Source organism: Nostoc sp. (assembly GCF_036919495.1).
Taxonomy (GTDB): domain Bacteria; phylum Cyanobacteriota; class Cyanobacteriia; order Cyanobacteriales; family Nostocaceae; genus Nostoc.
Genome location: NZ_JBALBZ010000040.1, coordinates 1 through 26,217, shown reverse-complemented (window position 1 = coordinate 26,217; position 26,217 = coordinate 1). Strand labels below are relative to the sequence as shown.

The window sequence follows — 26,217 nt, the reverse complement described above, 5'->3', positions numbered from 1 at the left end:
TCAGATTTCCCAAACTTCAAGAATCAAAACCGCAATTATTCTACTTTTTGTATCTTCTTAAGAAGATTTTTTCGTTAAAAGTTACAATTATATTAATTTATCTCAAATTAATATTATTAATAATGATTTTTCCCCTAATTAAAGTTTTAAACAATGGGATAATAGTTGAGCTAGATTATATGCATCCTCAAGAACAGGAGGTTGTAAGAGCATTACTCAATGTTTTATTGATTGAGGGTAAAACTTATCCCCAAAAGGAACCTCTATCTCAGGCAGAATTTTTAGCTTACTGGTTGAGTAAAGATGCCTTTGTTGTCAGGACATCTGTTCAGGATGCTACACACAAACCAAAAGAAATATTAGGGGCGTTTTATTTAAAACCAAACTTCCCCGGTCGGTGTTGCCATATTTGCAACGCTGGTTTTATTGTACAACCTGGGTTACGTGGTCAGGGAATCGGGCGGTTCATGGGAGAAGCGATGCTCTTAATAGCAGCAAACCTTGGCTATGAAGCAGTAATGTTCAATTTGGTCTTTGAAACTAATATACCTTCAATTACACTTTGGCAGTCGTTAGGATTTGAGATCATTGGGCGCATTCCGCGTGCGGCGAAGCTAGGGAATGAACAAATGGTAGACGCGCTGATGATGTATCGTGCTTTGGGTTGAACTACTTATCTATCTTTGTATGTACTAGAAGTCAGTCATAGTGCATAAATGTTAGGATTGCCACAGAAAGAGAATAGCGAAAGAGAAGGAAAAAAAACTGAATGGCAGAAGTTGATAAGTCAATATCCTTCGATGGAAGGGATATTCGACTGAAAGTAGGCCTACTAGCTCCCCAGGCTGGTGGGTCGGTTTTGATAGAATCAGGGGACACATCCGTTTTAGTGACGGCTACGCGATCGCAAGCCAGAGAAGGCATTGATTTTCTTCCCCTAACTGTAGATTACGAAGAAAGGCTATATGCCGCTGGTAGGATTCCCGGAGGGATCATGCGCCGAGAAGGTCGTCCACCAGAAAAAACAATTCTCACTAGCCGTCTTATAGACCGCCCCATGCGTCCCCTGTTCCCTTCATGGCTACGGGATGACCTGCAAATTATTGCCTTAACGCTGTCGATGGACGAGTTAGTTCCACCCGATGTGTTAGCAGTTACAGGCGCTTCAATCGCTACCCTGATTGCCCAAATTCCTTTTAATGGGCCAATGGCAGCAGTGCGGGTTGGTTTAGTGGGAGATGATTTCATTATTAACCCCACTTATGCAGAAACTGAAGCTGGAGACTTGGATCTGGTAGTAGCAGGTTCACCACATGGTGTAATCATGGTGGAGGCGGGAGCCAATCAGTTGCCAGAGCGAGATATTATCGAGGCGATTGACTTTGGTTATGAAGCAGTACGGGACTTAATTAAAGCGCAGCAAGATTTAATTGCAGAACTGGGTTTGGTAATAGTGCAAGAAGCACCACCAGAAGTAGACCAGACTCTGGAAAATTATATCCGCGATCGCGCTAACGGTCAGATTAAGAAAATCCTCTCTCAATTTAGTTTCACCAAACCCCAACGCGATGCAGCCTTAGATGTCGTCAAGGATGAAATTGCCGCGACGATTACCGAACTGCCAGAAGAAGATCCCATTCGAGTTGCCGCAACTGCAAATAAGAAGGCACTTGGTAACACTTTTAAAGATATTACCAAACACTTCATGCGGCGACAAATTATTGAAGATAACGTCCGCGTTGATGGTCGTAAACTCGATCAAGTGCGTCCCGTTTCTTGTTTAGTTGATGTCTTACCAAAGCGAGTCCACGGTAGCGGTTTATTTAACCGGGAACTAACTCAGGTATTATCCACTTGTACTCTGGGTACACCTGGGGATGCTCAAAACCTTAACGATGACATGCAGCTAGATCAGCACAAGCGTTATCTGCATCATTACAACTTCCCACCTTTCTCAGTCGGGGAAACCAAGCCAATGCGGGCCCCAGGAAGGCGCGAAATTGGTCACGGCGCATTAGCAGAACGAGCGCTCCTCCCTGTGCTACCGTCAAAAGAACAATTTCCCTACGTGATTCGCATCGTATCGGAAGTACTTTCCTCTAACGGTTCCACCTCAATGGGTTCAGTGTGCGGTTCCACCCTAGCTTTGATGGATGCTGGTGTACCAATTATCAAACCCGTCAGTGGCGCAGCAATGGGTTTGATTAAGGATGGGGATGAAGTGCGAATCCTCACCGATATTCAGGGCATTGAAGACTTTTTAGGTGACATGGACTTCAAAGTTGCTGGTACAGATACCGGAATTACCGCCCTGCAAATGGATATGAAAATCTCCGGTTTGTCATTGGAGGTTATTTCCCAAGCGGTTCACCAAGCTAAAGCAGCCCGGTTGCACATTCTGGAGAAAATGCTTGCCTGCATTGACACGCCACGGATTGAAACCTCACCTTATGCCCCACGTCTGTTAACAATCAAGATTGATTCAGACATGATTGGTCTGGTAATTGGGCCTGGAGGCAAGACTATTAAGGGGATTACAGAGGAAACTGGTGCAAAAATTGACATCGAAGATGATGGCACCGTGACAATTTCTGCTGTGGATGAGAACAAGGCCAAGAGAGCCAGAAACATCATCCAAGGCATGACCCGCAAGTTACACGAAGGGGATGTCTACGCAGGACGCATCACTCGGATTATACCGATAGGTGCATTTGTGGAATTTCTGCCTGGAAAAGAAGGGATGATCCACATCTCACAACTAGCTGACTACCGCGTTGGCAAAGTTGAGGATGAAGTAGCGGTGGGTGATGAAGTGATTATCAAAGTGCGCGAAATTGATAACAAAGGTCGGATTAATCTCACTCGCTTGGGTATCCACCCAGATCAAGCAGCAGCAGCAAGGGAAGCTGCGGCGGTGAATCGGTAACTCGATTTGGGATTTTAGATTAGATTAAATCTAAAATCCGCGATGCCTACTGTGAAGGCATCGCCGTATGCTTCTCTAAATTAGTTGCAATCTTAACTTGATAGCAATAAGACAGTTAATAAGTGTTTTAACCTCACCTATACTTTTTCAAAGTTCATACATTATTTATATTATTTTGACAAGACGTAATTAGAGTAATTTTAACTACAGCTTTTATCTATTTACAAATTTGGTAAATTGTCTGATCATAACGACACAAGACAAAACGTAATTAACAAAACTGTTTTGTAATAAGTCGTAGTTTATGTAATTTGTCTGATGAATGTTCTGTCAAAAATATCATGGCTTTAGTTCCAACGATAAATAAACTGACATCAACTCAAGTGCCCACACTCAAAAATTGCAGTCCACAAAGCCTGCTCAATTATTTTGAGAATTCTTGGGAACTTGAAGAAACACTCATGAAAAGTTTGGTCGGAGAAGAAACTTTTTATCTTAATCCCGATCCTTTAAGAAACCGGATAATTTTTTATCTTGGTCACTCAGCTGTTTTTTTCATCAATAAGTTAGTTGGCGTTGATTTAATCAAAACTGGAATTAATTCACAATACGAAACCCTGTTTGAAATCGGAGTTGATCCCCAAACACCAACAGAACTCGACGCAGCTATGCAAGGGATTAGCTGGCCTGATGTAGAAAAAGTTTGGCAATATCGAGACAAGGCACGAGAGGCAATTACAAAAGTTATTCAAAAGACTCCCCTGAATCTCCCGATTCATCAACAGCATCCCTTCTGGGCTTTGCTGATGGGAATAGAACATAGTCGGATTCACTTTGAAACTTCGTCGATGCTGGTGCGTCAATTGCCTAGCGATCGCTTAAAATGTCCCCAAGGGTGGAATTACGCACCTAGTAAGGGTAATATTCCCAACAATGAAATGCGCCGGGTTCCTGGTGGTGTAGTGAAATTAGGAAAACCCAAGGATGATCTTACTTATGGTTGGGATAGCGAATATGGCGATCGCACTGTTGAAGTGAAACCGTTTTTAGCTAGTCAATATCTTATCACTAATGGCGAATATCTGAAATTTGTTCAAGCTGGTGGTTACAATAATCCCGATTACTGGAATGCTGAATCTTGGGATTGGAAGCAACTCTACAACGTCCAACATCCCAAATTCTGGATACCCTTCCAGGATGGTTATCGCTATCGGGCCACATTCGACGAAATAGACTTACCCTTAGACTGGCCTGTAGAAGTAAATTACTACGAAGCGATCGCATTTTGTCGTTCTCAAGGCTCAGAAATTCGTTTAATGACTGAAGCCGAATGGAATCAAGCCTTACTTACCTCTGAGGATAAGCACTTATCAAGTAACTATAATCTCAACTTACAATTCATTTCCCCCAGCCCAGTGGGGATGTTCAAACCAGCTAAAAGTGCTTCTGGGCTTTACGATCTTAGAGGAAACGTCTGGGAATGGTTAGGGGACACATTCAACGCCCTACCAGGATTTGAACCTCATCCACTTTACAAAGATCAAGCAGCACCCTTTTTTGATGATAAACATCAGATGATGCTTGGCGGTTCTTGGGCTACTAATGGTTCAATGGCATTACCAACTTATCGTAACTGGTTTCGTCCCTACTTTTATCAACATGCTGGTTTTAGAATTGCTCAAGATTTCAAAGGAGATTACTGAGAATGAGGCCAAATCCAATAGTACCAGAATCCGGTCAAGAATCAGTTTGGGATTATCCTCGTCCGGCTCGTTTAGAAGATAGCAACAAATCAATTCGGATAATTTGTAATGGTGTTGTTTTAGCAGAAACAACTAAAGCTAAAAGAGTCTTAGAAACTAGCCATCCTCCTGTTTATTACCTTCCTTCTGAAGACATTAAACTAGAATATCTGATTGAAACACCTAAAAAAACTTGGTGTGAATGGAAAGGCAAGTGTCAATATTATGATATAAGCATCGGTGAAAAGTATATAAATAACGCTGCTTGGCGATATATTGAACCCACACCTAATTTTGTAACGATTCAAGAATACTATGCTTTTTACCCTAGTTTAATGGATGCTTGCTATGTAAATGATGAGCTAGTTATGTCTCAACCTGGTGATTTTTACGGGGGATGGATTACTGCTGATATTGTCGGGCCATTTAAAGGTAGCCCTGGAACAATGGGGTGGTAATTTTTGAGTTAACAATTCATGAACATCATATTTTGAGTTAACAACTCATGAACATTATATATAGCAATCATCTCACGATTCAGGAAACAGCAAAAGGACGAGGAGTGTTCGCTAAAAAAAAATTTGCCCCAGGGGAAACCGTCGTGGTGGGTATTCAAATTGAAGCAGTTCCCGAACGAACTATTTATTCAGTTCAGATGGATTTTAATTTACATGTCCACCTAGATGAGCCTGCTATCCTCACTAACCATTCTTGCGATCCAAATACTGGTGTAAGGAACAATCAGTTTGGGGGATATGACTTCGTTGCTTTGGGCGATATCGAAGCAGGTGAGGAAATTACCTGGGACTACGAAACCACTGAATATGAATCAATTGCTGTCTCCCGGTGCTTGTGCAAATCTTTATCCTGTCGAGGGAAAACATTAGGATTCAAATTTCGGGAACAAATGTTACGCGATCGCTACGGGGATTACATTGCAGATTATCTGAAAACTCAAAGCAAATGATGTTTAATAATGCATAGATAGATGCATCATAAATAACAATTCTAGAGACGTTACATTGCAACGTCTCTACATTCAGATCCTTGTTTTGCTTAAGCCTTTTTCAACCAGCTAAACATAGCGCGTAAATCTTTACCAACTTCCTCAATTTTGTGTTCAGCTTCTTTGCGACGCATGGCGGTAAATCCTGGTTTACCAGATTGATTTTCTAGAACGAATTCTCGTGCAAATTGTCCAGATTGAATTTCGCTGAGAATCTTCTGCATTTCAGCTTTGGTTTGTTCAGTCACAATCCTCGGCCCACGGGTATAATCGCCATATTCAGCAGTGTTAGAAATGCTGTCGCGCATTTTAGCTAAACCGCCTTCTACAACCAAATCAACAATCAGCTTGACTTCATGCAGACATTCAAAATAAGCTAATTCTGGTTGATAACCAGCTTCTACCAATGTTTCAAATCCAGCTTTGATTAAAGCACTCAAACCACCGCACAATACTGCTTGTTCGCCAAATAAATCTGTTTCGGTTTCTTCGCGGAAAGTCGTTTCGAGAACACCAGCGCGAGTACCACCGATACCTTTAGCATAAGACATGGCGCGATCGCGTGCCTGACCACTGGCATCTTGATAAACTGCAAACAGCGCTGGTACGCCTTCACCACCTTCATAAGTGCGTCGTACTAAATGCCCTGGCCCTTTTGGTGCTACCATCACCACATCTACGTTAGCTGGTGGTACAACTTGCCCAAAGTGAATATTGAAGCCGTGGGCAAAGGCTAACACATTCCCTTCTTCGAGATTTGGTTCAATCTCGTTTTTGTAAATCGTTTTTTGAACTTCATCAGGTAACAAAATCATGATAAAGTCAGCAGCATTGGCAGCATCTGCAACATTTTTCACAGTTAACCCAGCTGCTTCAGCTTTTTCTACTGACTTACTACCCGGATATAATCCCACAATCACATTCAAACCACTATCTTTGAGATTGAGAGCGTGGGCATGACCTTGAGAACCATAGCCGATAATAGCAATAGTTTTTCCAGCCAAAAGGTCTAAATTGGCATCTTCGTCATAGTACATCCGGGCCATAGAAGCATCTCCTGTCAGCAAGCATCGTCATTTATTGGCAGGCTTAAGATTATACCTCAAATTGAGTAACCACAGATGAACTGTTACCCGGATTTATCACAATATTGCTCAAAACCTTATAAAATCTAGATTCAGAAGTTTCACACTGCATTAAAATTTTTAGCCGTCATAAATGTCCGAAAGATACTTTGGGTAAGGGTTTTGAATAAGGAACTGACAAATAAAAAAATACTCAACTACTTGTTGTGGGGTGGGCACTCACCCCAGAAGCGCAGGGGCAGGGCGCTCAAAGCTTGGGGAGCAAGCCCTGACCTGGAGCCGTGGAGCGGAGCGGAACATGGGTATGAAGCCCCGCCATAAAGGGCGCTCTTACTGGAGCGGAGTACAAGCTCGTCTGGTGTTTTCCCCCTTGCCCCCTGCTCCCCTGCCTCTTTTGACCCCAGAAGATTAAATAATTTATTTGTTGGAAATCCCTTCCCTAATTCTTAAATCAGGAATATATTCAAAAAACCGAACATATACGGCAACGCGATAATACTCGATTGATTAATCAAGCATATAACAATCGAATTGCGGTTTAAATTGAGTTAGTAAATTGAAGTAATCATTCATCAAGTCAGACTACCAATGCTTTCCCAAGATAAACCAAATCCAAAAGATTCACCGCAAGTATCGTGCGAAACACATCGTCAAAACCTTCTGCCCACTGTCCCATTACCGGAATCTATTAGTAAAAATATCGAGACTATCATCGCATTGCACAGACGTTCTGAAAAAGACGTACCACAACACCAGAGGGTTGTAGAAACGGTAACTGCTTTTTTTGGTCGTCCTGCATTCCTGTATAGCATCCTGCTTGGGATTATTCTGTGGATAACACCCAATGTCTTACCACGACGTTTGGGTATACCAAGATTTGATCCTCTTCCATTTTCTTGGTTACAATTTTCACTGACTACGGGTTCATTGTTGGTGACAACAGGGGTATTGATTAAACAAGAGCGACAAGAAAAGTTAGCAGAGCAACGGGCGCAGCTTAGTCTTCAACTCAACCTGCTCTCTGAGCAGAAAATCGCTAAACTCATCGCTTTGGTTGAGGAATTACGCCAGGATATTCCTAATGTCAAAAATCGCTCTGACCTGGAGGCTGAAATGATGAAGTCCCCTACCGATCCGCACGTAATTATAGATGTATTAGAAGAGACTTTAGCAACCGAGTTAGCAAGTTTCTCTCAGCAAAAATCATCAATTAAAGAATAATTGGATTTTGGACAAAATTTTATGCCTGTTACATAAATCGCAACAATATAGGTTTTGAGTTTTACTTCAGTAATACTGGGGTTAACTTCATCCATCTAGGGGTAGATTATGTACGCTTCGACTAAATTACCGCGCACATCTGCTTTATTTGTAAGTGCGTTATTAGGAGGGGTAATTTTCACCAGTTGCGCCTCTTCCAATCAGTTAGCAAATAAGCAGTTACCTCCAATGGCGGCCGATGGCGTGGCAAATCCAGCAGCTGCACCTGCTAGCAGGATGTCCCAAAAGGCGGAAGCTGCACCTATAGCCCGTTCTCGTCCCCAACTCATCAAAAAGGCAGCTATATCTTTGACTGTCAACTCTGTAGATCGGGCTATTGATGCTGTTTCACAAATTATCAATAAACAGCAAGGGGATTTGATTGGGCTGAAACAACAACAACCCAAAACCGACAACCCGCGTTACACAGCCACAATCCAATTGCGGATACCAGAGAATCTGCTGGAATCTACCCTAGAAGAACTAGCTAAATTGGGCACTGTTGAGAGTCGTAATATCACCGCAGAAGATGTGGGCGATCGCCTCGTAGATTTCCAAGCTAGATTAACCAATTTGCAAAAAACTGAAGCTAATTTGCAAAAAATTATGGATCGGGCGGGTTCTATAAGAGATGTGCTTAGTGTTGCCCAAGAATTAAGTAATGTCAGAGAAACTATAGAACAAATTAATGCCCAACTCAAAAGCCTACAAAATCAAGTTGCTTATTCCACTATTACGCTGAATTTAGAAGCAGCAGTTTCTAGCACCAGTTCACAACCTGCCTTTGGTTTGCAAGTTCAGGAGACTTGGAATAAATCCACTCACTCCCTTAGTTCATTTTCCGTTGGCTTACTCAAGCTGGGTATTTGGTTACTTGTTTACAGTCCCTATTTGTTAATTTTTGCTGCTCTTATATATGGCTTTAATCGTTGGCGGCGAACTCATTCACCACGTTTAACACAAGCACCAGAATCAACTAGTTCTAAATGAGCTTGTATAAATCATACATCTACCGCTGACAAATATACAGAGGCAAAGAGTGATTCAAATATTGCCAATTCTTATTGTCTGCACCTCCATCTGGAAAATTTCTCTTTATCCTGTAGTTTTAATTACTTTAAAATTTTTTCAAATGTAAAGAGCAATACAAAATATATGATGACAATTTTGATACAAATTTGTTAAGAATAGTTACAATAGTCGGCATACACGATAATATTTCTTATGGTAAATTCCCTTGACAATAATCCACTCCATCAAGTAGTAATTGTTGGCGGTGGCTTTGGTGGACTTTATGCAGCAAAAACACTCGCCAAGGCAGCAGTAAACGTTACTCTGATTGATAAACGTAACTTTCATCTATTTCAACCCCTCCTATACCAAGTCGCCACAGGTGCGCTATCTCCTGCTGATATCTCCTCACCGTTGCGTTCTGTCCTCAGCAAGAGCAAGAATACGAAAGTGCTGCTGGGAGAGGTGAATAATATTGATCCAGAAGCAAAACAAGTGACTGTGGGTGACGAAGCAATAGCTTACGATACGTTAATTGTCGCCACAGGTGCGAAGCATTCCTATTTTGGCAAAGACAACTGGGAAGAATTCGCCCCCGGCTTGAAAACTGTAGAAGATGCTATAGAAATGCGTCGCCGGATCTTTTCGGCCTTTGAAGCCGCAGAAAAAGAAACCGATCTAGAAAAACGCCGGGCTTGGTTAACCTTTGTAATTGTTGGTGGTGGCCCTACTGGTGTAGAGTTAGCAGGTGCGATCGCAGAATTGGCAAATCAAACCCTCAAAGAAGATTTCCGCAATATCGACACATCAGAAGCCAAGATTTTGTTATTAGAAGGTCTAGATCGGATTCTGCCACCTTTTGCACCAGAGTTATCACAAGAAGCGGAAGCATCTCTAACGCGCTTGGGGGTGATTGTGCAAACAAAAACACTGGTGACAAATATTGAAAATAATATTGTTACCCTCAAACAAGGCGATGAAGTTAAAGAAATTGCCTCAAAAACCGTATTATGGGCAGCAGGTGTAAAAGCTTCAGCAATGGGAAAAGTGCTAGCAGAACACACAGGTGCTGAGTGCGATCGCGCTGGACGGATTATCGTAGAACCTGACTTGAGTATTAAGGGACATCCCAATATTTTTGTAATTGGCGATTTAGCAAATTTTTCTCATCAAAATGGTAAACCGCTACCTGGTGTTGCACCTGTAGCGAAACAACAAGGTGAATATGTAGCAGCACTAGTCCAAAAGCGGCTTGCAGGTAACAGTTTACCGCCCTTTGCTTATACCGATCATGGTAGTTTAGCGATGATTGGACACAATTCTGCTGTGGTAGATTTGGGCTTTATGAAGCTGAAAGGTTTCTTTGCATGGTTATTTTGGCTATTGATTCACATCTACTTCTTAATTGAATTTAACAACAAATTAGTAGTAATGATTCAGTGGGCATGGAACTATTTCACCCGTAATCGCGGAGCAAGATTAATTACAGGACAAGAATCGCTCACCCAGTTCGGAATTAGCGATCGCAATTACACGTCAGCCGATAATAAACAGCCAGTAAATGTCTAATTTGTCATTAGTCATTTGTCATTAGTTATTCTCCCCCTACTCCCTCATTCCCATTCCCCATAACAAAGTTATCGCCCTGATAAATTAGCAGTAAGCTATTTTAGGGCGTTTTTCATATTTACACATGGCAACTATTAACGACAACTACCTGAAACTGAAAGCAGGTTATCTGTTTCCAGAAATTGCTCGGCGGGTGAATGCCTTTGCAGAAGCCAATCCTGATGCTAAGATAATTCGGCTGGGCATTGGTGATGTTACCGAACCTTTGCCGGAGGCTTGCCGCACAGCTATGATTAAAGCTGTGGAAGAAATGGGCGATCGCAATACCTTCAAAGGCTACGGCCCAGAGCAAGGCTACGCTTGGTTACGAGAGAAAATTGCTACTCAAGATTTCCAAGCACGGGGAGCCGATATAGATGCTTCCGAAATCTTTATCTCCGACGGTTCCAAGTGCGACACAGGCAACATTCTGGAAATTTTTGGTCATGATAACATAATTGCCGTTACTGACCCCGTTTATCCTGTGTATGTAGACACTAACGTTATGGTGGGAAATACTGGGAATGCCAACGATAAAGGCGAATTTGAGGGTTTAGTTTATCTACCAATTACTGCTGATAACAACTTCACCGCCGAGATTCCCTCAAAGAAAGTCGATTTAATTTATCTCTGCTTTCCCAATAACCCCACTGGCGCAGCTGCTACTAAAGAATATCTCAAAGCATGGGTAGACTATGCCAAAGCTAATAACTCGATTATTTTCTTTGATGCAGCCTACGAAGCTTATATCACCGATCCATCGATTCCCCACTCAATTTATGAAATTGAAGGTGCAAGAGAAGTTGCGATCGAATTTCGGTCTTTTTCCAAAAATGCAGGTTTTACAGGAACTCGTTGCGCGTTAACCGTTGTACCGAAGACACTCACAGGAAAAGCCACCGATGGTTCCGATGTGGAACTATGGAAACTGTGGAATCGTCGCCAGTCTACCAAGTTTAATGGCGTTCCTTACATCGTCCAACGGGGAGCCGAAGCGGTTTACTCCGAAGAAGGACAGGCACAAATTAAGGGATTGGTGAGTTTCTATCTAGAAAACGCCAAAATTATCCGCGAGAAACTCACAGCCGCCGGATTATCAGTTTATGGTGGCGTGAATGCACCTTACGTCTGGGTGAAAACTCCTAATGGTTTATCCAGTTGGGAGTTTTTTGATAAGTTGCTGCAAACAGTCAACGTTGTGGGGACACCTGGTTCTGGCTTTGGTGCTGCGGGTGAAGGTTACTTCCGCATTTCGGCGTTTAACAGTCGGGAAAATGTCGAAGAGGCGATGAAGCGGATTACAGAGAAGTTTAAAGTGTAAGCGATCGCTTTTAGCCGCTTTTGTTAAACTCATTCTATTAGTCTAAAGGTTACGGTGGGCTATATTATCCACCGCAACCTGATAGATATTGAATTTTGAATTGGAGCGAAGCGACGTGACTGCTGCCATTCCCGTTTTTAAACCTGTTAGCCAGATGCAGTTAGCACCTGGTAGCACGGTGACAATTCCAGATGTTAGCTGGGAAGAATTTGAATCTATTTTACAAGAATTGGGAGAAAAAAGAACTATACGAATTGCCTATAGCCAGGGGACTTTAGAAATTATGGCTCCTTTACCAGAACATGAAATACCCAAAGATTTAATTTCTGATATTGTCAAAATATTGCTAAAGGCTAAAGATATCAGATACCAACCTTTTGGTTCCACCACCTTTAAACGGCAAGGTGTAGCAGGAGTTGAACCTGATGCTTGCTTTTATATTCAGAATTATCAACAAATAATTGGTCATCGTCGCTTGCAACCTAATGATCCGCCGCCAGATTTAGCGATTGAGATTGATGTCACATCGAAAACTACTCTCGATGCTTATGAAGCCATTGGAGTTCCAGAATTATGGGTTTACGACAGTGGAAACCTTTCTATTTATTTGCTGAAAGAGGGGAAATACATAAAATCTAACACTAGTCCTAATTTTGAGGATATAGTTATTACTCAGATTATCCCTGCTGCGGTAGAACGTAGTTGGCAAATAGGAACTTTTCAAGCTTTGGAAGAATTGGAAGCAATGATTTAGTAAATGATCAACTAGGCATCGCTCATTGTAAGTTACTGCCAAATTTATATATTGCAATTATGGCACTATATACACTAGAAATTAATCCACTATTTTGTACTCTACAATAACGGCATAACTATTGTTGCAGAAGATATCAATGTTGTTGGAGATCGGATTACTATTACAGATTATCAGATTGTTAATGGATGCCAAACCAGTTATGTTCTGTATCATAACCGAGAATCGATTGATGATTCTCTTTGTATACCAATCAAAGTAATTGCTCTAGCTCGTGACAGCAGATTAAAAAACAACATTATTAAAGCTAATAACAGACAGACACCAGTAAAACTTGAAGAGCTTGAGTCTTTAACTGATTTTCAGAAAAAACTTGAGGAATATTACAAATCTTTACCAGAAGATAAACAACTATATTATGAAAGAAGACCAAGACAATTTAATGGAATTGAAGGTATTGAAAAAATAAGAATAGTGGATATACCATCTCAAATGAGGTGTTTTGCATCTATGTTTCTTGAGCAAGCTCATAATGCAGGTAGGTACCATGCAAATTTGCAAGATGAAACTAGACAAAATATATTTTTATTCGATCATCATCCAATAGGATATTACGTCAGCGCATATGCAAAATTTCGTTTAGATGCACTCTTTAGAAAGAAACACATAGACGCAAAATATAGTCCATTCAAGTACCATATGCTTAATATTCTTAGAATACAGTTATCAGGCAAGGATATGCCTCCCATAACATCGAATAAGTTCATTAAGTATTGCGAAATAATGGAAATAATTTTGTCGGAAGACAATAAATCTAAAGAGGCTTTTTTGAATACTACTGCAATCATTGATAGTCAGGTAAATGGAAATTATGATCGTGCAGTTGCAAAAACTTTAACTCTTTCAAGAAGCATAAAAAATTTTTTGTTTGAAAGTAAGTGAGAATTTATACTTTATACATATCCTAATTAAAGGTGCAATTTTCCAGGTGAGACGAAGTGCGATCGCCTTCATGTCGTGCTTGCCAAATTAGCGTTTTGGGTAAGTTTCACAGGATTAGTTTCTGGCTCTGAATACATAGCAAATAAATCACTAAAAACCTCTTCTCCATTAATCTCTCCACTACTAACAAATCGTTCTACCTCAACCGAACCATCCTCAAAAAATTCTACTTCCCATCGTTCACCAGCCACCGCCACATTCACCATAATAGTTTCATCCCGATATGGGCTAAGGTGTAATTAATTCTCTCTTGTTCCAATTGATTTAGAAAGGTAACTAGTTTGCCAAATCCATGATTATTCATTTGTTAAAATATTCATTAATGACATCAATAAATTATTCCTGAGAATTACTTTCTTCTTCTTCACTATCATCGGGTAAATCAATTTTTGGTTGCCCATAATTAGCCAAAGTCACCCCATCTTCTAAATATACAGCAGAGTATTTACTCAACCCAATGCGTTGTGCAGAGTAAATTCCAGAATGACCTGAAAATAAGTAGCTCACTACACAGCCAATAGCAATAAATACCCCTGATTCCAGACCAAATAGTTCAATTCCCATTAAGGTTGATGCTATAGGTGTATTTGCTGCACCCGCAAATACACCCACAAATCCCATTCCTGCTAACAGTGGTGCAGGTAATGCTAAAAGTAACGACAAAGCATTACCTAAAGTTGCACCAATAAAAAACAAAGGTGTCACTTCTCCTCCCTTAAAACCTGCTCCTAAAGTTAGAGCAGTCATACCAAATTTTGCTGCAAAATCCCAAGGAGGTAGGTGAGTGTAGAAAGAATCCACTATGGTTGGAATACCAAGACCAATATACTTGGTTGTTCCACTCAAGCCAACAATTGCTGCTATTACCGCACCGCCTATCAAAGGACGCATTGGAGGATAAGATATCTTTGCTTTAAAGAAGTGACTAATTTTGTGAGTTACTTTAGCAAAAAATCTCGCTACAATTCCAAAGATTGCACCTGCGATAATGGCAGAAATCAGCCCCCAAATTGTGAGCGTCGGTATAGACTGAGCATGTTGGTATGCGGTATGATGCAAACCCAATAACAAAGTGACTTGATTTCCAACGATCGCAGCAATTAAAGAAGGTAAAAGAGCATCATAATGAATTTTACCAATCGCTAAAACTTCTAGACCAAATACGGTTCCAGCTAAGGGAGTACCAAAAACTGAAGCAAATCCTCCACTGATACCTGCCGTTAACAAAATTCGCCGATTGGCTCCTTGAAAATGTAATATTTTAGTTAACTGATCTGCCAAAGAAGCACCCATTTGCAATGCTGTACCTTCACGACCGGCTGAACCTCCAAATAAATGTGTAAGGTTTGTTCCTAATAAAACCAGAGGAGCCATGCGAAAGGGAATAATATTTTTGGGATTATGGATTTCTTCAAGTAAAAGATTATTTCCGGCTTCTACAGTCCGACCGAATTGATGATAAATCCAACCACTCAAGAAGCCACCAAGGGGAAGGAAGGCGATAATCCAGCGATGTGATTCTCGCCAATCAGTTGCCCATTCTAATGATGCTAAAAGAGCCGCAGAAGCTGTTCCAGCAAGAATGCCAACCACAATGGAAATAGGCAACCATTTAATTAGGTGGGGTAATGCAATAAACGGTTCAAACTGACGTAGTTGTTTCATACCATGACTCCTTGAGGTGCAATCTGTAGACTTACACTTTCTACAGGGGAGTCAGGTAATGCATTTAGCCAAGCCCTACTCTCCCGCAGTCAGCGAAGAAAGTAGGAGCCATCAGCCTTCCAGTGATTAATTTTACCTTGGAAAGGCGGTTTTGGCGAGCTCCATCGCCATAAATACTATTTAATTAATTCAACAATACCATGTTTACTTTTGTATTGCTTTTTCGCACTTGTAATTTCTACTTTTATTAACAATTTATTCCTATAGATAGATGCATTTATAATATCTATTAAAGATGATTTTTTACCAATAGAGCAAATATCAAAAAAACTAAATTAGTATTTACAAAACTTAAGTAGGAAAACCGTACTTATCTGATAGGTTTTCTGTACCATCTATCTAAGTTTAGCTGGATACAATCAAAAAGTAGCTTAATTAATGCTGTTTCAGAGAAAAATAATACAGCATTAGCAGGAGAGCGAAAATATGACAAATCAATTGAAAACGGCTGTTTTGCTAGCTGCGTTAAGTGGTCTTTTGATCGCAATTAGTTACTGGATAATTGGCGGTACTAGTGGCTTGATAATAGGGATAGGTTTAGCAGCAGTAACAAACCTGTTTTCTTGGTATCAATCAGATAAGATTGCCCTGGCAGTATACCAAGCCCAGCCTGTAAGTCAAAGGGAAGCACCAGGACTTTATCGGATGGTGCAGAGATTGAGCGATCGCGCTAACATCCCCATGCCCAAAGTTTACATTGTCCCAAGCCAAGGTGCAAACGCCTTCGCTACAGGGCGCGATCCAGAACACGCTGCTGTTGCTGTCACTGAAGGCATTTTGAATATATTGCCAGAGGACGAACTCGAAGGCGTTATCGCCCACGAACTCACCCACATTATTAATCGTGACACCCTCACACAAGCTGTTGCTGCTACCGTTGCTGGTGCTATCTCATTCCTAGCGCAAATGGTTAGTTATAGCTTATGGTTTGGCGGTGGTTCACGAGATGACAACAGAGGTGCAAATCCTTTGGGAGTTTTATTAACAGTAATGCTTGCGCCATTGGCTGCGACGATTATTCAGCTAGCAATTTCGCGCACACGAGAATTCTCTGCTGATGCAGGTTCAGCTAGATTAACTGGTAATCCCCGCGCCTTAGCTAGGGCACTGCAACGTTTAGAAGCCTCAGCAAAGCAGATGCCTTTAAATGCCAATCCAGCTTATGAGCCGTTGTTAATTATCAATTCTATTTCTGGACAGTTTATGGGTAACTTGTTCTCTAGTCACCCTGCTACAGAGGAGCGAGTTGCAGCATTACTGAAACTAGAGCAACAATTGCCAACAACAGTTTATTAATTAGTTATTAGTCATTGGTCATTAGTCCTTTGTGAATTGACAATGACTTATGACTACCAGTATAGAGAGTAAGCTTTGCAATTAAGGAGGTTTTAACTATGACTTATAACAACATCCAATCCTTTGGAACGCCAGTCATTGAATCTACTGAATCTATAGTAATTGTAGAAATTAGTCCTGAAACCGATAAATTAGTAGAAACCGAAATGGCTGGCGAAAGTGATGAAGTCAAGCGCGAAACCAAAGCGTTGATTGAGGCACTAGAAAGACGCAGCCAAGCGGAGTCAGCAGGTACTCTCACCCGTGAAACTTATTTAAAAGCTGTGCGACAAGCACGAGAATTGATTGAAGGCAGGAAATTGAAGGAACGCGATCGCTTAGAAGACTCTTGGGCGATAATTCAGGATGAAGCCGAGAGAAACTGGCACTTAATGATGAAAGATTTAGTAGATTTTAGCTTTCGTCTGCAAAAAGCGGCTATTGCTGCCTGGGAAACCTTCAATCACCCTTACTCTCGTTAGTTCGACGGAACCTCTCCCTATCTTGAATTAAAGTTCAAGTCTGTCCCTCTCTGAGTCGGCTACGGTGTACACGTAGGTTATTGAATTACCCCTCCCTAACCCTACCCTTACAAGAGTTACGATATACACACAAGTTTTGCCGCAGCCACATCTTTATTGATAAATCTCGCACTGCGTTTCTATCCCGCCTCAGAATGAATTCCGAGTCTCATAGCTAAAGTCCAGCAAGCGTGGACTTTAGCTATTAGCCCTGAACTTTAGTTCTGGGCGGGATGTCGGTCAGCGTGACAGTTTCACTCTAACAAAATGTGGGTAAAAGACTTGAAACGTATGTGGACAGGAGTTGTGTGTACACCGTAGTTGTAAAGGGGAGGGAATTTAGATGTTTTAGTTTCCCCTTTCTAATGTTGATTCGGGGTTCGCATTTATTGATTCGGGGTTCGCATTTGTTGATACTATGTGAAGAAAAGTAAACAAAGCTCAAACTCTTTTTCCCCCTGCCCCCTGCCCCCTGCTCCCTGCCCCCTGCCCCCTGCCCCCTGCTCCCTGCCCCCTGCCCCCTGCCCCCTGCCCCCTGCTCCCTGCCCCCTGCCCCCTGCCCCCCTGTCTCTTCCGTCACGGATAAGATAAAGAAGTAACGTAGCTCCTCACACAAGTAGCAATGACTTCAACCCTGCGGAAACTTCCTCGTCTTAATACCCCAACCCTGCATCAGTTGCCCAATGGTTTGACAATCATAGCGGAGCAGATGCCAGTTGAAGCTGTAAACCTGAATTTATGGATTAAAGTTGGTTCAGCCGTAGAATCTGATGCCATTAACGGCATGGCTCACTTTTTAGAGCACATGATTTTTAAAGGAACAGAACGACTGGCTAGCGGCGAGTTTGAACGTCGGATTGAAGAACGGGGTGCTGTCACCAATGCCGCAACTAGCCAAGATTATACTCATTACTATATAACCACAGCCCCTAAAGATTTTGCCGAGCTTGCTCCATTACAAATAGATGTAGTATCAAATGCGAGTATTCCTGATGATGCTTTTGAACGCGAGCGATTAGTAGTTTTAGAAGAAATTAGGCGCTCAGAAGATAATCCCCAACGGCGGACATTTCGGCGGGCGATGGAGACAGCCTTTGATAAACTACCTTATCGCCGTGCAGTATTGGGGCCAGAATCGGTGATTGCCGAACTTAAACCCCAGCAGATGCGAGATTTTCATACTAGTTGGTATCAACCCGAGTCAATTACTGCTGTAGCTGTGGGCAATTTGCCCGTGGAAGAATTAATTGCAACCGTTGCTGAAGGATTTACAAAAGCCACTAAAACTCCCCACTCCCCACTCCCTACTCCCCACTCCCCACTCCCCACTGAATCACCATTTACAGAAATTGTCCGTCGAGAATTTGTAGATGAAAGTCTCCAGCAAGCAAGGCTAGTAATGCTTTGGCGGGTTCCAGGAATGGTTCAGTTAGATCGCACCTATGGACTAGATGTTTTAGCCGGAATTTTAGGGCATGGACGGACATCAAGACTGGTGAGGGATTTAAGAGAAGAACGGGGATTGGTTTCTTCAATTTCTGTGAGCAACATGAGCAATCAGCTACAAGGGACATTTTATATTTCAGCTAAATGTGCAGTAGAAAATTTAGCAGAAGTAGAAGATGCGATCGCTCAACATATTCGCACAATCCAAACCGAATTAGTCACAGAATCAGAAATTGCCCGTGTGCGGCGGCGAGTAGCGAACAGATTTATTTTTGCTAATGAAACACCAAGCGATCGCACAGGGTTGTATGGTTATTATCATTCCTTGGTGGGAGATTTAGAACCCGCCTTTAACTACCCAGATCATATTCAGAGCCAAGATGCAACCGACTTGATGCAAGCAGCCAAAGAGTATCTTTCCCCAGATGCTTATGGTGTAGTTGTCGTCAAGCCGTAAATTAAAAATTAAAAAGGGGAAATGGAGTATTGGGCATTGGTTATTAATTCTTGTCCCTCACTCCCTCTGCTCCCTCTGCTCCCTCATCCCCACTCACCAATTTAATCATGTGGACTCAAATCGACACCCATATTAGCCAGGTGACTGGCGAAAAATTTCAGAGTCAGCAACGGCGATCGGTTGGTGGCGGATGCATCAACCAAGGTTATGCTATCTCTAATGGTGAGACAACCTACTTCCTTAAGATTAACCAAGCATCCCAAGCTGCGATGTTTGAGGCTGAGGCAATGGGGTTAAAGGAAATGCTAGCAACAACTAGTATTCGCGTCCCAAATCCTATTTGCTGGGGTGTAGCTGAGAATTATAGCTACATCGTGCTGGAATGGTTAGAACTTGGTAGCGGTAACAGCAATTCCTCTCTACGAGACGCTCCGCGATGGGAAGAGATGGGGCGCAAGCTAGCGGCGATGCATAAAGCTAGCAGTAGCCAAGGTTTTGGTTGGAAAATTAACAATACTATTGGTTCCACACCCCAAATCAATACTTGGACAGCAGACTGGACAGAATTTTATATTAAACATCGCCTGGGTTATCAATTTCAGTTGGCAAGGCAAAAGGGAGGAAATTTCCCCTCTTCAGAAAAATTACTAGCAGCAATCCCTGAATTATTGGCGCATCAGGTGCAACCTTCCTTAGTACATGGCGATTTATGGGGCGGAAATGCCGGGTGTACTAACTCAGGAGAACCCGTGATTTTTGATCCAGCAACTTATTTTGGCGATCGCGAAGTTGATATAGCCATGACAGAATTATTTGGTGGATTCCCCGCAGCATTTTACCAAGGTTATAACAAAGCCTTTCCCTTAGATCCAGGCTATGAGCAAAGAAAAACCCTCTATAACCTTTATCACATTTTGAATCACTTCAATTTATTTGGCGGCAGTTATGCTTCCCAAGCCAACCGAATGATTGACCAAATTTTGCGCTAACTACAACTTTGCGTACCTCCGCGCTTCCCTCCGCGTTCCTCTGCGTTTAAATTTCCCCCCTCAATTCCCCACCATTTGACTCACCATCACCCCCAAAGCCAATATACCCAAAATCGTCATTAATCCCGCCGGCATAAACTTGCGTGTTTTAACTAGCCGAACTGCAAAGACGACTACCAAAACACCAGTAACTATCACTGCTAAAATCGACCCCCAGCTTTGCCCCTGGAGTTGAAAGTAAGCCGCTAGCACTAGCAATAAACCGCTAATGCTACCACTTAAGAGTGAAACCTTACTTCTAGCCTGAATATAGCCAATAATGCCACCAGCGTAGGCGTAGCCCGTCGTAGACATCGCTAATATGCCGTAGGCAAAAGCAGCAATTATACTTAAATTCATTGTTAAAACCTATGTAGACTTTGACTTTACTGCCAGTGTCAGCAGACAATTTACCATAGCTATTTAGCTATACCACACAGTTTATTGATGGATAATCAAGCAATGCTAATAACAAGTACTTCCTTATATACAAAGGTTCAATATCTCCAGCGCCAAGCAGCCTCACTTTTACTGTACCAGTCTGTTCTGCAAGGCGAAGTGGGGATGGCATTTCTGGAACTGTTGCAAGCTATACGTTACACTGATGCCGATGCCCGGGGTTGTCTCCAAGCCTACGGTAGTTACTTCCACGCGTTGGCTGCTAAAAATCAAAATTGGGAAGACTATTTAATTACTCAACTTCTCTTCTCTGAGAATCCTTTTACAAAGCTTGCTCAAGTGCGAGAATTTGAGGATTTACCCCCAGCTTTAGTAGCAGCAGTTCGGCATGATTTACAAGTATTGCAAAGTCTCTATGAATGTAGCAGCGCTTCTTTAAGTGAGTGGATACAAGGCGTAGCGCACATGCCGATTTCGCCAGTAGTGTGGTATAAAGAGCAAGAATTGGTAGGAGGAGAGACAAAGTTCCCTACATATCTACAAGAGTTAGATAATTGGGGTGATGCTGTAGAAGAGTTAGCAGCTTATTATCGGCAATGTGGCTCTGGTTTATTTGCAGAATATCGGGCTTTACGCTGGCAAGCTGGGCAGTTTATCGGTATTCGGTATTCCGATCCAATTAAGCTGAGTGCGCTTGTAGGTTATGAGTCTCAAAAAGATGCTTTGCTAAAAAATACAGAGTTTTTATTATCAGGAGAGATGGCACTGCATGTATTACTTTACGGTAGTCGGGGTTCTGGCAAATCTTCTTTGGTGAAATCTTTGTTAAATGAATATAGTAATCGCAGCCTCCGCTTGTTGGAAGTGGCAAAATCTGATTTAAAAGACCTACCAAAAATTGTGGAACATTTACGAGGAGTGTCACAAAAATTTATCATCTTTGTCGATGATCTTTCCTTTGAAGAAGATGATGATGCCTTTAAAGCGCTCAAGGTAGTTTTAGAAGGTAATTTAACCGCGCGGCCGCAAAATGTAGTTGTGTATGCTACTTCCAATCGCCGCCACCTAATTCGAGAGTTTTTTGTAGATAGACCTACCCCCAAGGATAACGAGGAAATCCATGCTTGGGATACGATGCAGGAGAAGCTTTCGTTTAGCGATCGCTTTGGTTTAACCTTGACCTTTGAACCAGCCGATCAGAAAACTTATTTAAAGATTGTACAGCACCTAGCGGCACAAGGTGAAATTAATATTACCCAAGAGGATTTAGAATTTCAAGCATTACAATGGGCAACTCGCCACAACGGTCGTTCTGGACGCACAGCACGGCAATTTATTGATTTTCTAAAAGCAGATTTAAGACTTTTTAGTACAAATAACAATACATCTAACACTTAGTATTAAGCATTTTTATATGTGTATTTTAATTACGAATTACGAATTACGAATTACGAATTAGTATGAGAGCAACTTTTTCTGATAATTTAACTACGCTAAAAACCAGCAATATGCAATCAGTAATGATCAGCAATCGATTTATACTAGGGATAGTTGCCTTTAGTGTGAGTTTTGGTCTTAGCCTCGTCCCAAACTGGGATTTTAATAAAGCCTTTCTCACAGGTTTAATTACTGCCGTTACTATCTATGCAGCAGCATTATTTGTAGATAAGCGACGCAGAAATTATGAAATGTTTATTTTAGGTTCTATCCACAAACGAATTAAAGAGATGGAGGGATTGAAGGCTCGCGTTGTCAGAGAAATTAATCAAATCGAAGAACATCATAATCTATTATATGCAGAGTCACAACAACTGCAAAATCAAGTAACAGAAAGCCGTAACCAACGAGATAGTTTACATCGAGAGCTAAGAACATTTGCCGGACAGAAAAAGCAGTTAGAAACCGAAATCAATACGCTGCAAACTGAAATTAATAACTTGCAGAAAAATCTAACAGAATTGAACAATGCTTTTTCAGTTCTCACAGCAGAGAAGCGTCGGCTAGAGTCGAATTGTAATGTATCTCGTAGTGAAATAACCCATTTACAAAGTCAAATTTCTGAACTCCAGCAGGAGAAACAAGAAGTTGAAAGCAATTTAACTCTTTTAGGCAGACTCAAACCCCAATTAGAAGAAAAATTATACGAATTGCGAATTACAATTCAAGAACTAGAACTTGAGACAACCCAAAAAAATCAATTACTGGTAGCGACAAAAGCCGAAAGAGAAAATATCCAAGCTATCCTAGATTCTTCACAAACCCAACTGGCAGAACATAAAGCTGAATTACAGCAGTTGCAAGAGCAAGTTTCATTATTGCAAGAAGAACGAGATTCTTTACAAAATCAAGTATGGGAATTACTTCAACAAATAGAAACATTCAATCCAGAACATTTGTCTGATAATTACAATGAAGATGATAATGAATTGTTTCCTTTTTCTGAGATAATGGAAACTACAGCAATCATAAACACTTCGGAAGCTGATACATCAGATAATTTACCTGAAGAATGGACTAATTTTTTAGAAAATCTTCCAGCATACGAAATACAAGTATTAAAAGCTATAGTTGAACAAGATAATCCTAATGCTGCTATTAAAAAAATTGCTGAAGCAAACATTACTATGCCAAATTTATTAATCGATTCTATAAATGAACGAGCAAATGATACTATTGGTGAATTAATAATTGATTCAAATTCAGAAATTCCAAAAGTTTACCCTGAATATATGACGCATGTCAAAAAAATGATTGCAATGTATGAAGCTCGAATGGCTAGACATGCTTCGTCAAATTAAATTGTTATTGCCGTCGTTAGATGAGTAGTAAGGTGAATATCTTACCTAACTTACTGCGTGCTTCTGGGTTTAGAATAAAGTAAAGTGTAATACATGGCAAAGCTCAAAATCTCGAAAAAAATCTCCACTGCTTTAATCAATTCCCTTGGTGCGGGGGTAGTACCAAGAGTGGGAGTTGAATATATAGCAGTAGGGCGAGAAAAAGAACTAAAAAGCCTATTACAAAATCTCGATGATATTGCAGAAGGTGTAGCAGCATTTCGCTTCATAATTGGTAACTACGGTTCTGGTAAAAGTTTTTTACTACAACTAATTCGCAACCGCGCTATGGAGCAAGGTTTTGTAGTAGCTGATGCTGATTTATCCCCTGAACGCCGATTAGCTGGAAGCAGCAATGAAGGTGTAGCTACCTATCGAGAATTAATGAGCCACCTAGCTACAAAAACTCGTCCTGATGGTGGTGCTTTAGTCTCAATTTTAGAAGGATGGATTAATAAAATTCAACAAGAAGTGGTTAAAGAAACTGAAATGCGTCCCAATGACGATGGTTTTGATGACCAAGTTGAATCGAAAATTAGGGAAGTAGTTCAGTATATTGAAGGCTTAGTTCACGGTTTTGATTTTGGTAGCGTGATTATCGCTTATTGGCGTGGCTATCGATTGGATGATGATAATTTAAAAAATGCGGCAATGCGCTGGTTGCGCGGAGAATTTACTACTAAAGTTGAGGCAAAAGCAGCTTTAGGAGTGCGTGTTATTATTGATGATGATAGTTGGTATGACTATATAAAACTGTTTGCGAAATTTGTAGCTGAAATTGGTTATAAAGGACTGTTAATTATACTTGATGAAGCTGTACATTTATATCAAATATCTACTACAGTCACGCGGGAAAAGAATTATAATCGGCTCCTGGCAATGTTTAACGATACGATGCAGTGCAAAGCAGAACATCTTGGCATTGTTGTTGGTGGAACAACTAAATTTTTAGAAGACCCCAAACGGGGACTTTTTGCAGACCAAGCTTGGCAAAGACGCACAAAAGAAAGCCGTTTTGTTGCACAAGCTAATGTTCAGGAATATTTAGGGCCAGTGATTCGGCTAAATCCTTTGATTGAAGCAGAAATATTGACGCTTCTGCAACGTTTAGCTGAGATTCATGCACTCAATTTTGGGTATGAACAGACTTTGACAAATCGTGAATTAAAGGAGTTTGTGCAAGAAATTATTAATCGCTTGGGTGCAGAAGCATTACTGACACCAGGAGAAATTGTGCGAGATTTTATGAGTGTGCTGAATATTCTTCACCAAAATCCAGGAATTGTGTTTGCTGAATTAATTCATGGCTCTAAATTTAAACCTACTGCTATGGGTAAGGATGCAGATATGGATGAGGATGGCGCAGCAGAATTTAGTTTGTGATTAATGATGGTCATTTAATTGCTCTTGTGCAAAGAGATTAATATGAATTTTGATAATAGAGATGCCTAAAATCTAGATTTAGATATATGCGATCGCTACATATAAAGGCGCGATCGCTAAACCTGTACAATTCGCTTTTCCCATCATCTCAAGACATAATCGCCAAAAAATGATAATCTGGCATTTTTCCCTAATCAGTTAAGATAATCTTCATCAGCCTTCTTTCCTTTTACCCTTCTCCTTGGAATTATGACGCAGGATGAGTTATTGGTACTGATAGATCGCGCCGTGGCTGAGGGTTGGCGAGAGTTAGACTTGTCGGGGCAAGAGTTGACTGAGTTACCTGTGGAAATTGGTAAGTTGCAGCAGCTTGAGTCTTTGATTTTGGGAAAGAAGGTTGAAGGTGATGAATACCTAGAAAGCCACTATTTCCAAAATGTTTCAGGCAACAATTTAAAAACGCTTCCACTCGAACTATTGCGTTTGCCTAATTTGCGTAAGTTGGATATTACTGGCAATCCTTTAGAGAGCATTCCCGATGTGGTAACGCAAATACTACATTTAGAGGAACTTATCTTAATTCGAATAGAGCTAACTGAAATACCTGATGCGCTCGCTAATTTAACCAATCTGACGCAGCTTAACCTCAGTTCCAACCAAATAACCCAAATTCCAGAGGCGCTCGCTAAATTAACCAATCTGACGCAGCTTAACCTCAGTTCCAACCAAATAACCCAGATTCCAGAGGCGCTCGCTAAATTAACCAATCTGACGCAGCTTTACCTCAGTTTCAACCAAATAACCCAGATTCCAGAGGCGCTCGCTAAATTAACCAATCTGACGCAGCTTTACCTCAGTTTCAACCAAATAACCCAAATTCCAGAAGCGCTCGCTAAATTAACCAATCTGACAGAGCTTTCCCTCCATAACAACCAAATAACCCAGATTTCAGAGATGATCGTTAATTTAACCAATCTGACGCAGCTTTACCTCGGTTCCAACCAAATAACCCAGATTCCTGAGACGATCGCTAAATTAACCAATCTGACTAAGCTTTACCTCTTTTCCAACCAAATAACCCAGATTCCAGAGGCGCTCGCTAAATTAACCAATCTGACCACGCTTGACCTCAGTGACAACCAAATAACCGAGATACCAGAGGCGCTCGCTAATTTAACCAATCTGACGCAGCTTGACCTCGATGGCAACCAAATAACCGAGATACCAGAGGCGCTCGCTAATTTAACCAATCTGACGCAGCTTGACCTCAGTGAAAACCAAATAACCCAGATACCAGAGGCGCTCGCTAATTTAACCAATCTGACGCAGCTTATCCTCTATAACAACCAAATAACCCAGATACCAGAGGCG

23 protein-coding genes and 1 riboswitch are annotated in these 26,217 nt (G+C 41.3%); of the genes, 19 read left to right on the top strand and 4 right to left on the bottom strand.

Features of this window, described 5'->3' with window-relative positions:
- Positions 1-122 precede the first annotated feature (122 nt).
- The 5 genes from V7K25_RS05315 to V7K25_RS05295 all read left to right on the top strand — a co-directional run bounded on the left by V7K25_RS05315 (position 123) and on the right by V7K25_RS05295 (position 5,635).
- Positions 123-668, top strand: coding sequence for a GNAT family N-acetyltransferase (locus tag V7K25_RS05315; protein WP_335155753.1), 546 nt, complete (start codon positions 123-125; stop codon positions 666-668).
- A gap of 101 nt (positions 669-769) precedes the next feature.
- On the top strand, positions 770-2,926 hold the full coding sequence (locus V7K25_RS05310) for a polyribonucleotide nucleotidyltransferase (protein WP_335155751.1): 2,157 nt from the start codon (positions 770-772) through the stop codon (positions 2,924-2,926).
- 341 nt (positions 2,927-3,267) lie between these two features.
- A complete protein-coding gene (gene ovoA / locus V7K25_RS05305) occupies positions 3,268-4,629 on the top strand; it encodes a 5-histidylcysteine sulfoxide synthase (protein WP_335155749.1) in 1,362 nt (453 codons plus the stop codon).
- A gap of 2 nt (positions 4,630-4,631) precedes the next feature.
- Complete coding sequence (locus V7K25_RS05300) at positions 4,632-5,126, top strand: DUF427 domain-containing protein (protein ID WP_335155747.1); 495 nt, start codon at positions 4,632-4,634, stop codon at positions 5,124-5,126.
- 47 nt (positions 5,127-5,173) lie between these two features.
- Positions 5,174-5,635, top strand: a complete 462-nt coding sequence (locus tag V7K25_RS05295) for an SET domain-containing protein (protein ID WP_335155745.1) — start codon at positions 5,174-5,176, stop codon at positions 5,633-5,635.
- Positions 5,636-5,724: 89 nt separating this feature from the next.
- Here V7K25_RS05295 and ilvC read toward each other — a convergent pair whose 3' ends face one another.
- Complete coding sequence (gene ilvC, locus V7K25_RS05290) at positions 5,725-6,720, bottom strand: ketol-acid reductoisomerase (protein ID WP_335155743.1); 996 nt, start codon at positions 6,718-6,720, stop codon at positions 5,725-5,727.
- Positions 6,721-7,347: 627 nt separating this feature from the next.
- Here ilvC and V7K25_RS05285 point away from each other — a divergent pair.
- The 6 genes from V7K25_RS05285 to V7K25_RS05260 all read left to right on the top strand — a co-directional run bounded on the left by V7K25_RS05285 (position 7,348) and on the right by V7K25_RS05260 (position 13,655).
- A complete protein-coding gene (locus V7K25_RS05285; protein WP_335155741.1) occupies positions 7,348-7,980 on the top strand; it encodes a DUF1003 domain-containing protein in 633 nt (210 codons plus the stop codon).
- 108 nt (positions 7,981-8,088) lie between these two features.
- Positions 8,089-9,009 (top strand): DUF4349 domain-containing protein, encoded by a 921-nt coding sequence (locus V7K25_RS05280; RefSeq protein WP_335155739.1) that lies wholly within the window; start codon positions 8,089-8,091, stop codon positions 9,007-9,009.
- A 234-nt stretch (positions 9,010-9,243) separates the two neighbouring features.
- Complete coding sequence (locus tag V7K25_RS05275) at positions 9,244-10,599, top strand: NAD(P)/FAD-dependent oxidoreductase (protein ID WP_335155737.1); 1,356 nt, start codon at positions 9,244-9,246, stop codon at positions 10,597-10,599.
- Positions 10,600-10,723: 124 nt separating this feature from the next.
- The gene (locus V7K25_RS05270; RefSeq protein WP_335155735.1) at positions 10,724-11,959 is read left to right on the top strand and encodes an LL-diaminopimelate aminotransferase; all 1,236 of its coding nucleotides are present in this window, start codon (positions 10,724-10,726) and stop codon (positions 11,957-11,959) included.
- A gap of 115 nt (positions 11,960-12,074) precedes the next feature.
- A complete protein-coding gene (locus V7K25_RS05265; protein WP_335155733.1) occupies positions 12,075-12,713 on the top strand; it encodes a Uma2 family endonuclease in 639 nt (212 codons plus the stop codon).
- An 84-nt stretch (positions 12,714-12,797) separates the two neighbouring features.
- Positions 12,798-13,655, top strand: coding sequence for an AIPR family protein (locus V7K25_RS05260; RefSeq protein WP_335155767.1), 858 nt, complete (start codon positions 12,798-12,800; stop codon positions 13,653-13,655).
- Between the two features lie 68 nt (positions 13,656-13,723).
- Here the strand turns inward: V7K25_RS05260 and V7K25_RS05255 are convergent, their stop codons facing one another.
- A complete protein-coding gene (locus tag V7K25_RS05255; RefSeq protein ID WP_335155731.1) occupies positions 13,724-13,921 on the bottom strand; it encodes a hypothetical protein in 198 nt (65 codons plus the stop codon).
- Between the two features lie 130 nt (positions 13,922-14,051).
- Positions 14,052-15,380: a voltage-gated chloride channel family protein gene (locus V7K25_RS05250; RefSeq protein ID WP_335155730.1), complete on the bottom strand. Its 1,329-nt coding sequence runs from the start codon at positions 15,378-15,380 to the stop codon at positions 14,052-14,054.
- A gap of 95 nt (positions 15,381-15,475) precedes the next feature.
- A riboswitch (Fluoride riboswitch) is annotated at positions 15,476-15,558 on the bottom strand.
- Between the two features lie 308 nt (positions 15,559-15,866).
- Between V7K25_RS05250 and V7K25_RS05245 the strand changes: the two genes are divergently transcribed.
- The 4 genes from V7K25_RS05245 (at position 15,867) to V7K25_RS05230 (ending at position 20,188) form a co-directional block, all read left to right on the top strand.
- Positions 15,867-16,736 (top strand): zinc metalloprotease HtpX, encoded by an 870-nt coding sequence (locus V7K25_RS05245; RefSeq protein WP_335155727.1) that lies wholly within the window; start codon positions 15,867-15,869, stop codon positions 16,734-16,736.
- A gap of 98 nt (positions 16,737-16,834) precedes the next feature.
- Positions 16,835-17,257, top strand: coding sequence for a hypothetical protein (locus V7K25_RS05240; protein WP_335155725.1), 423 nt, complete (start codon positions 16,835-16,837; stop codon positions 17,255-17,257).
- Between the two features lie 661 nt (positions 17,258-17,918).
- The gene (locus tag V7K25_RS05235) at positions 17,919-19,199 is read left to right on the top strand and encodes a M16 family metallopeptidase (RefSeq protein WP_335155723.1); all 1,281 of its coding nucleotides are present in this window, start codon (positions 17,919-17,921) and stop codon (positions 19,197-19,199) included.
- A 107-nt stretch (positions 19,200-19,306) separates the two neighbouring features.
- Entirely contained in the window at positions 19,307-20,188 is an 882-nt protein-coding gene (locus tag V7K25_RS05230) for a fructosamine kinase family protein (RefSeq protein ID WP_335155721.1), read from the top strand.
- Positions 20,189-20,248: 60 nt separating this feature from the next.
- Here V7K25_RS05230 and V7K25_RS05225 read toward each other — a convergent pair whose 3' ends face one another.
- A complete protein-coding gene (locus V7K25_RS05225) occupies positions 20,249-20,587 on the bottom strand; it encodes a TMEM14 family protein (protein ID WP_335155719.1) in 339 nt (112 codons plus the stop codon).
- An 87-nt stretch (positions 20,588-20,674) separates the two neighbouring features.
- On the opposite strand from V7K25_RS05225, the gene V7K25_RS05220 reads away from it, so the two are divergent.
- The 4 genes from V7K25_RS05220 to V7K25_RS05205 form a co-directional block, all read left to right on the top strand.
- Positions 20,675-22,024 (top strand): ATP-binding protein, encoded by a 1,350-nt coding sequence (locus V7K25_RS05220; protein ID WP_335155717.1) that lies wholly within the window; start codon positions 20,675-20,677, stop codon positions 22,022-22,024.
- Positions 22,025-22,134: 110 nt separating this feature from the next.
- On the top strand, positions 22,135-23,424 hold the full coding sequence (locus tag V7K25_RS05215) for a tellurite resistance TerB C-terminal domain-containing protein (RefSeq protein WP_335155715.1): 1,290 nt from the start codon (positions 22,135-22,137) through the stop codon (positions 23,422-23,424).
- Between the two features lie 93 nt (positions 23,425-23,517).
- Positions 23,518-24,846, top strand: coding sequence for an ATP-binding protein (locus V7K25_RS05210; protein WP_335155713.1), 1,329 nt, complete (start codon positions 23,518-23,520; stop codon positions 24,844-24,846).
- Positions 24,847-25,095: 249 nt separating this feature from the next.
- On the top strand, positions 25,096-26,217 hold a 1,122-nt coding region (locus V7K25_RS05205; RefSeq protein WP_335155711.1), incomplete at its 3' end, for a leucine-rich repeat domain-containing protein.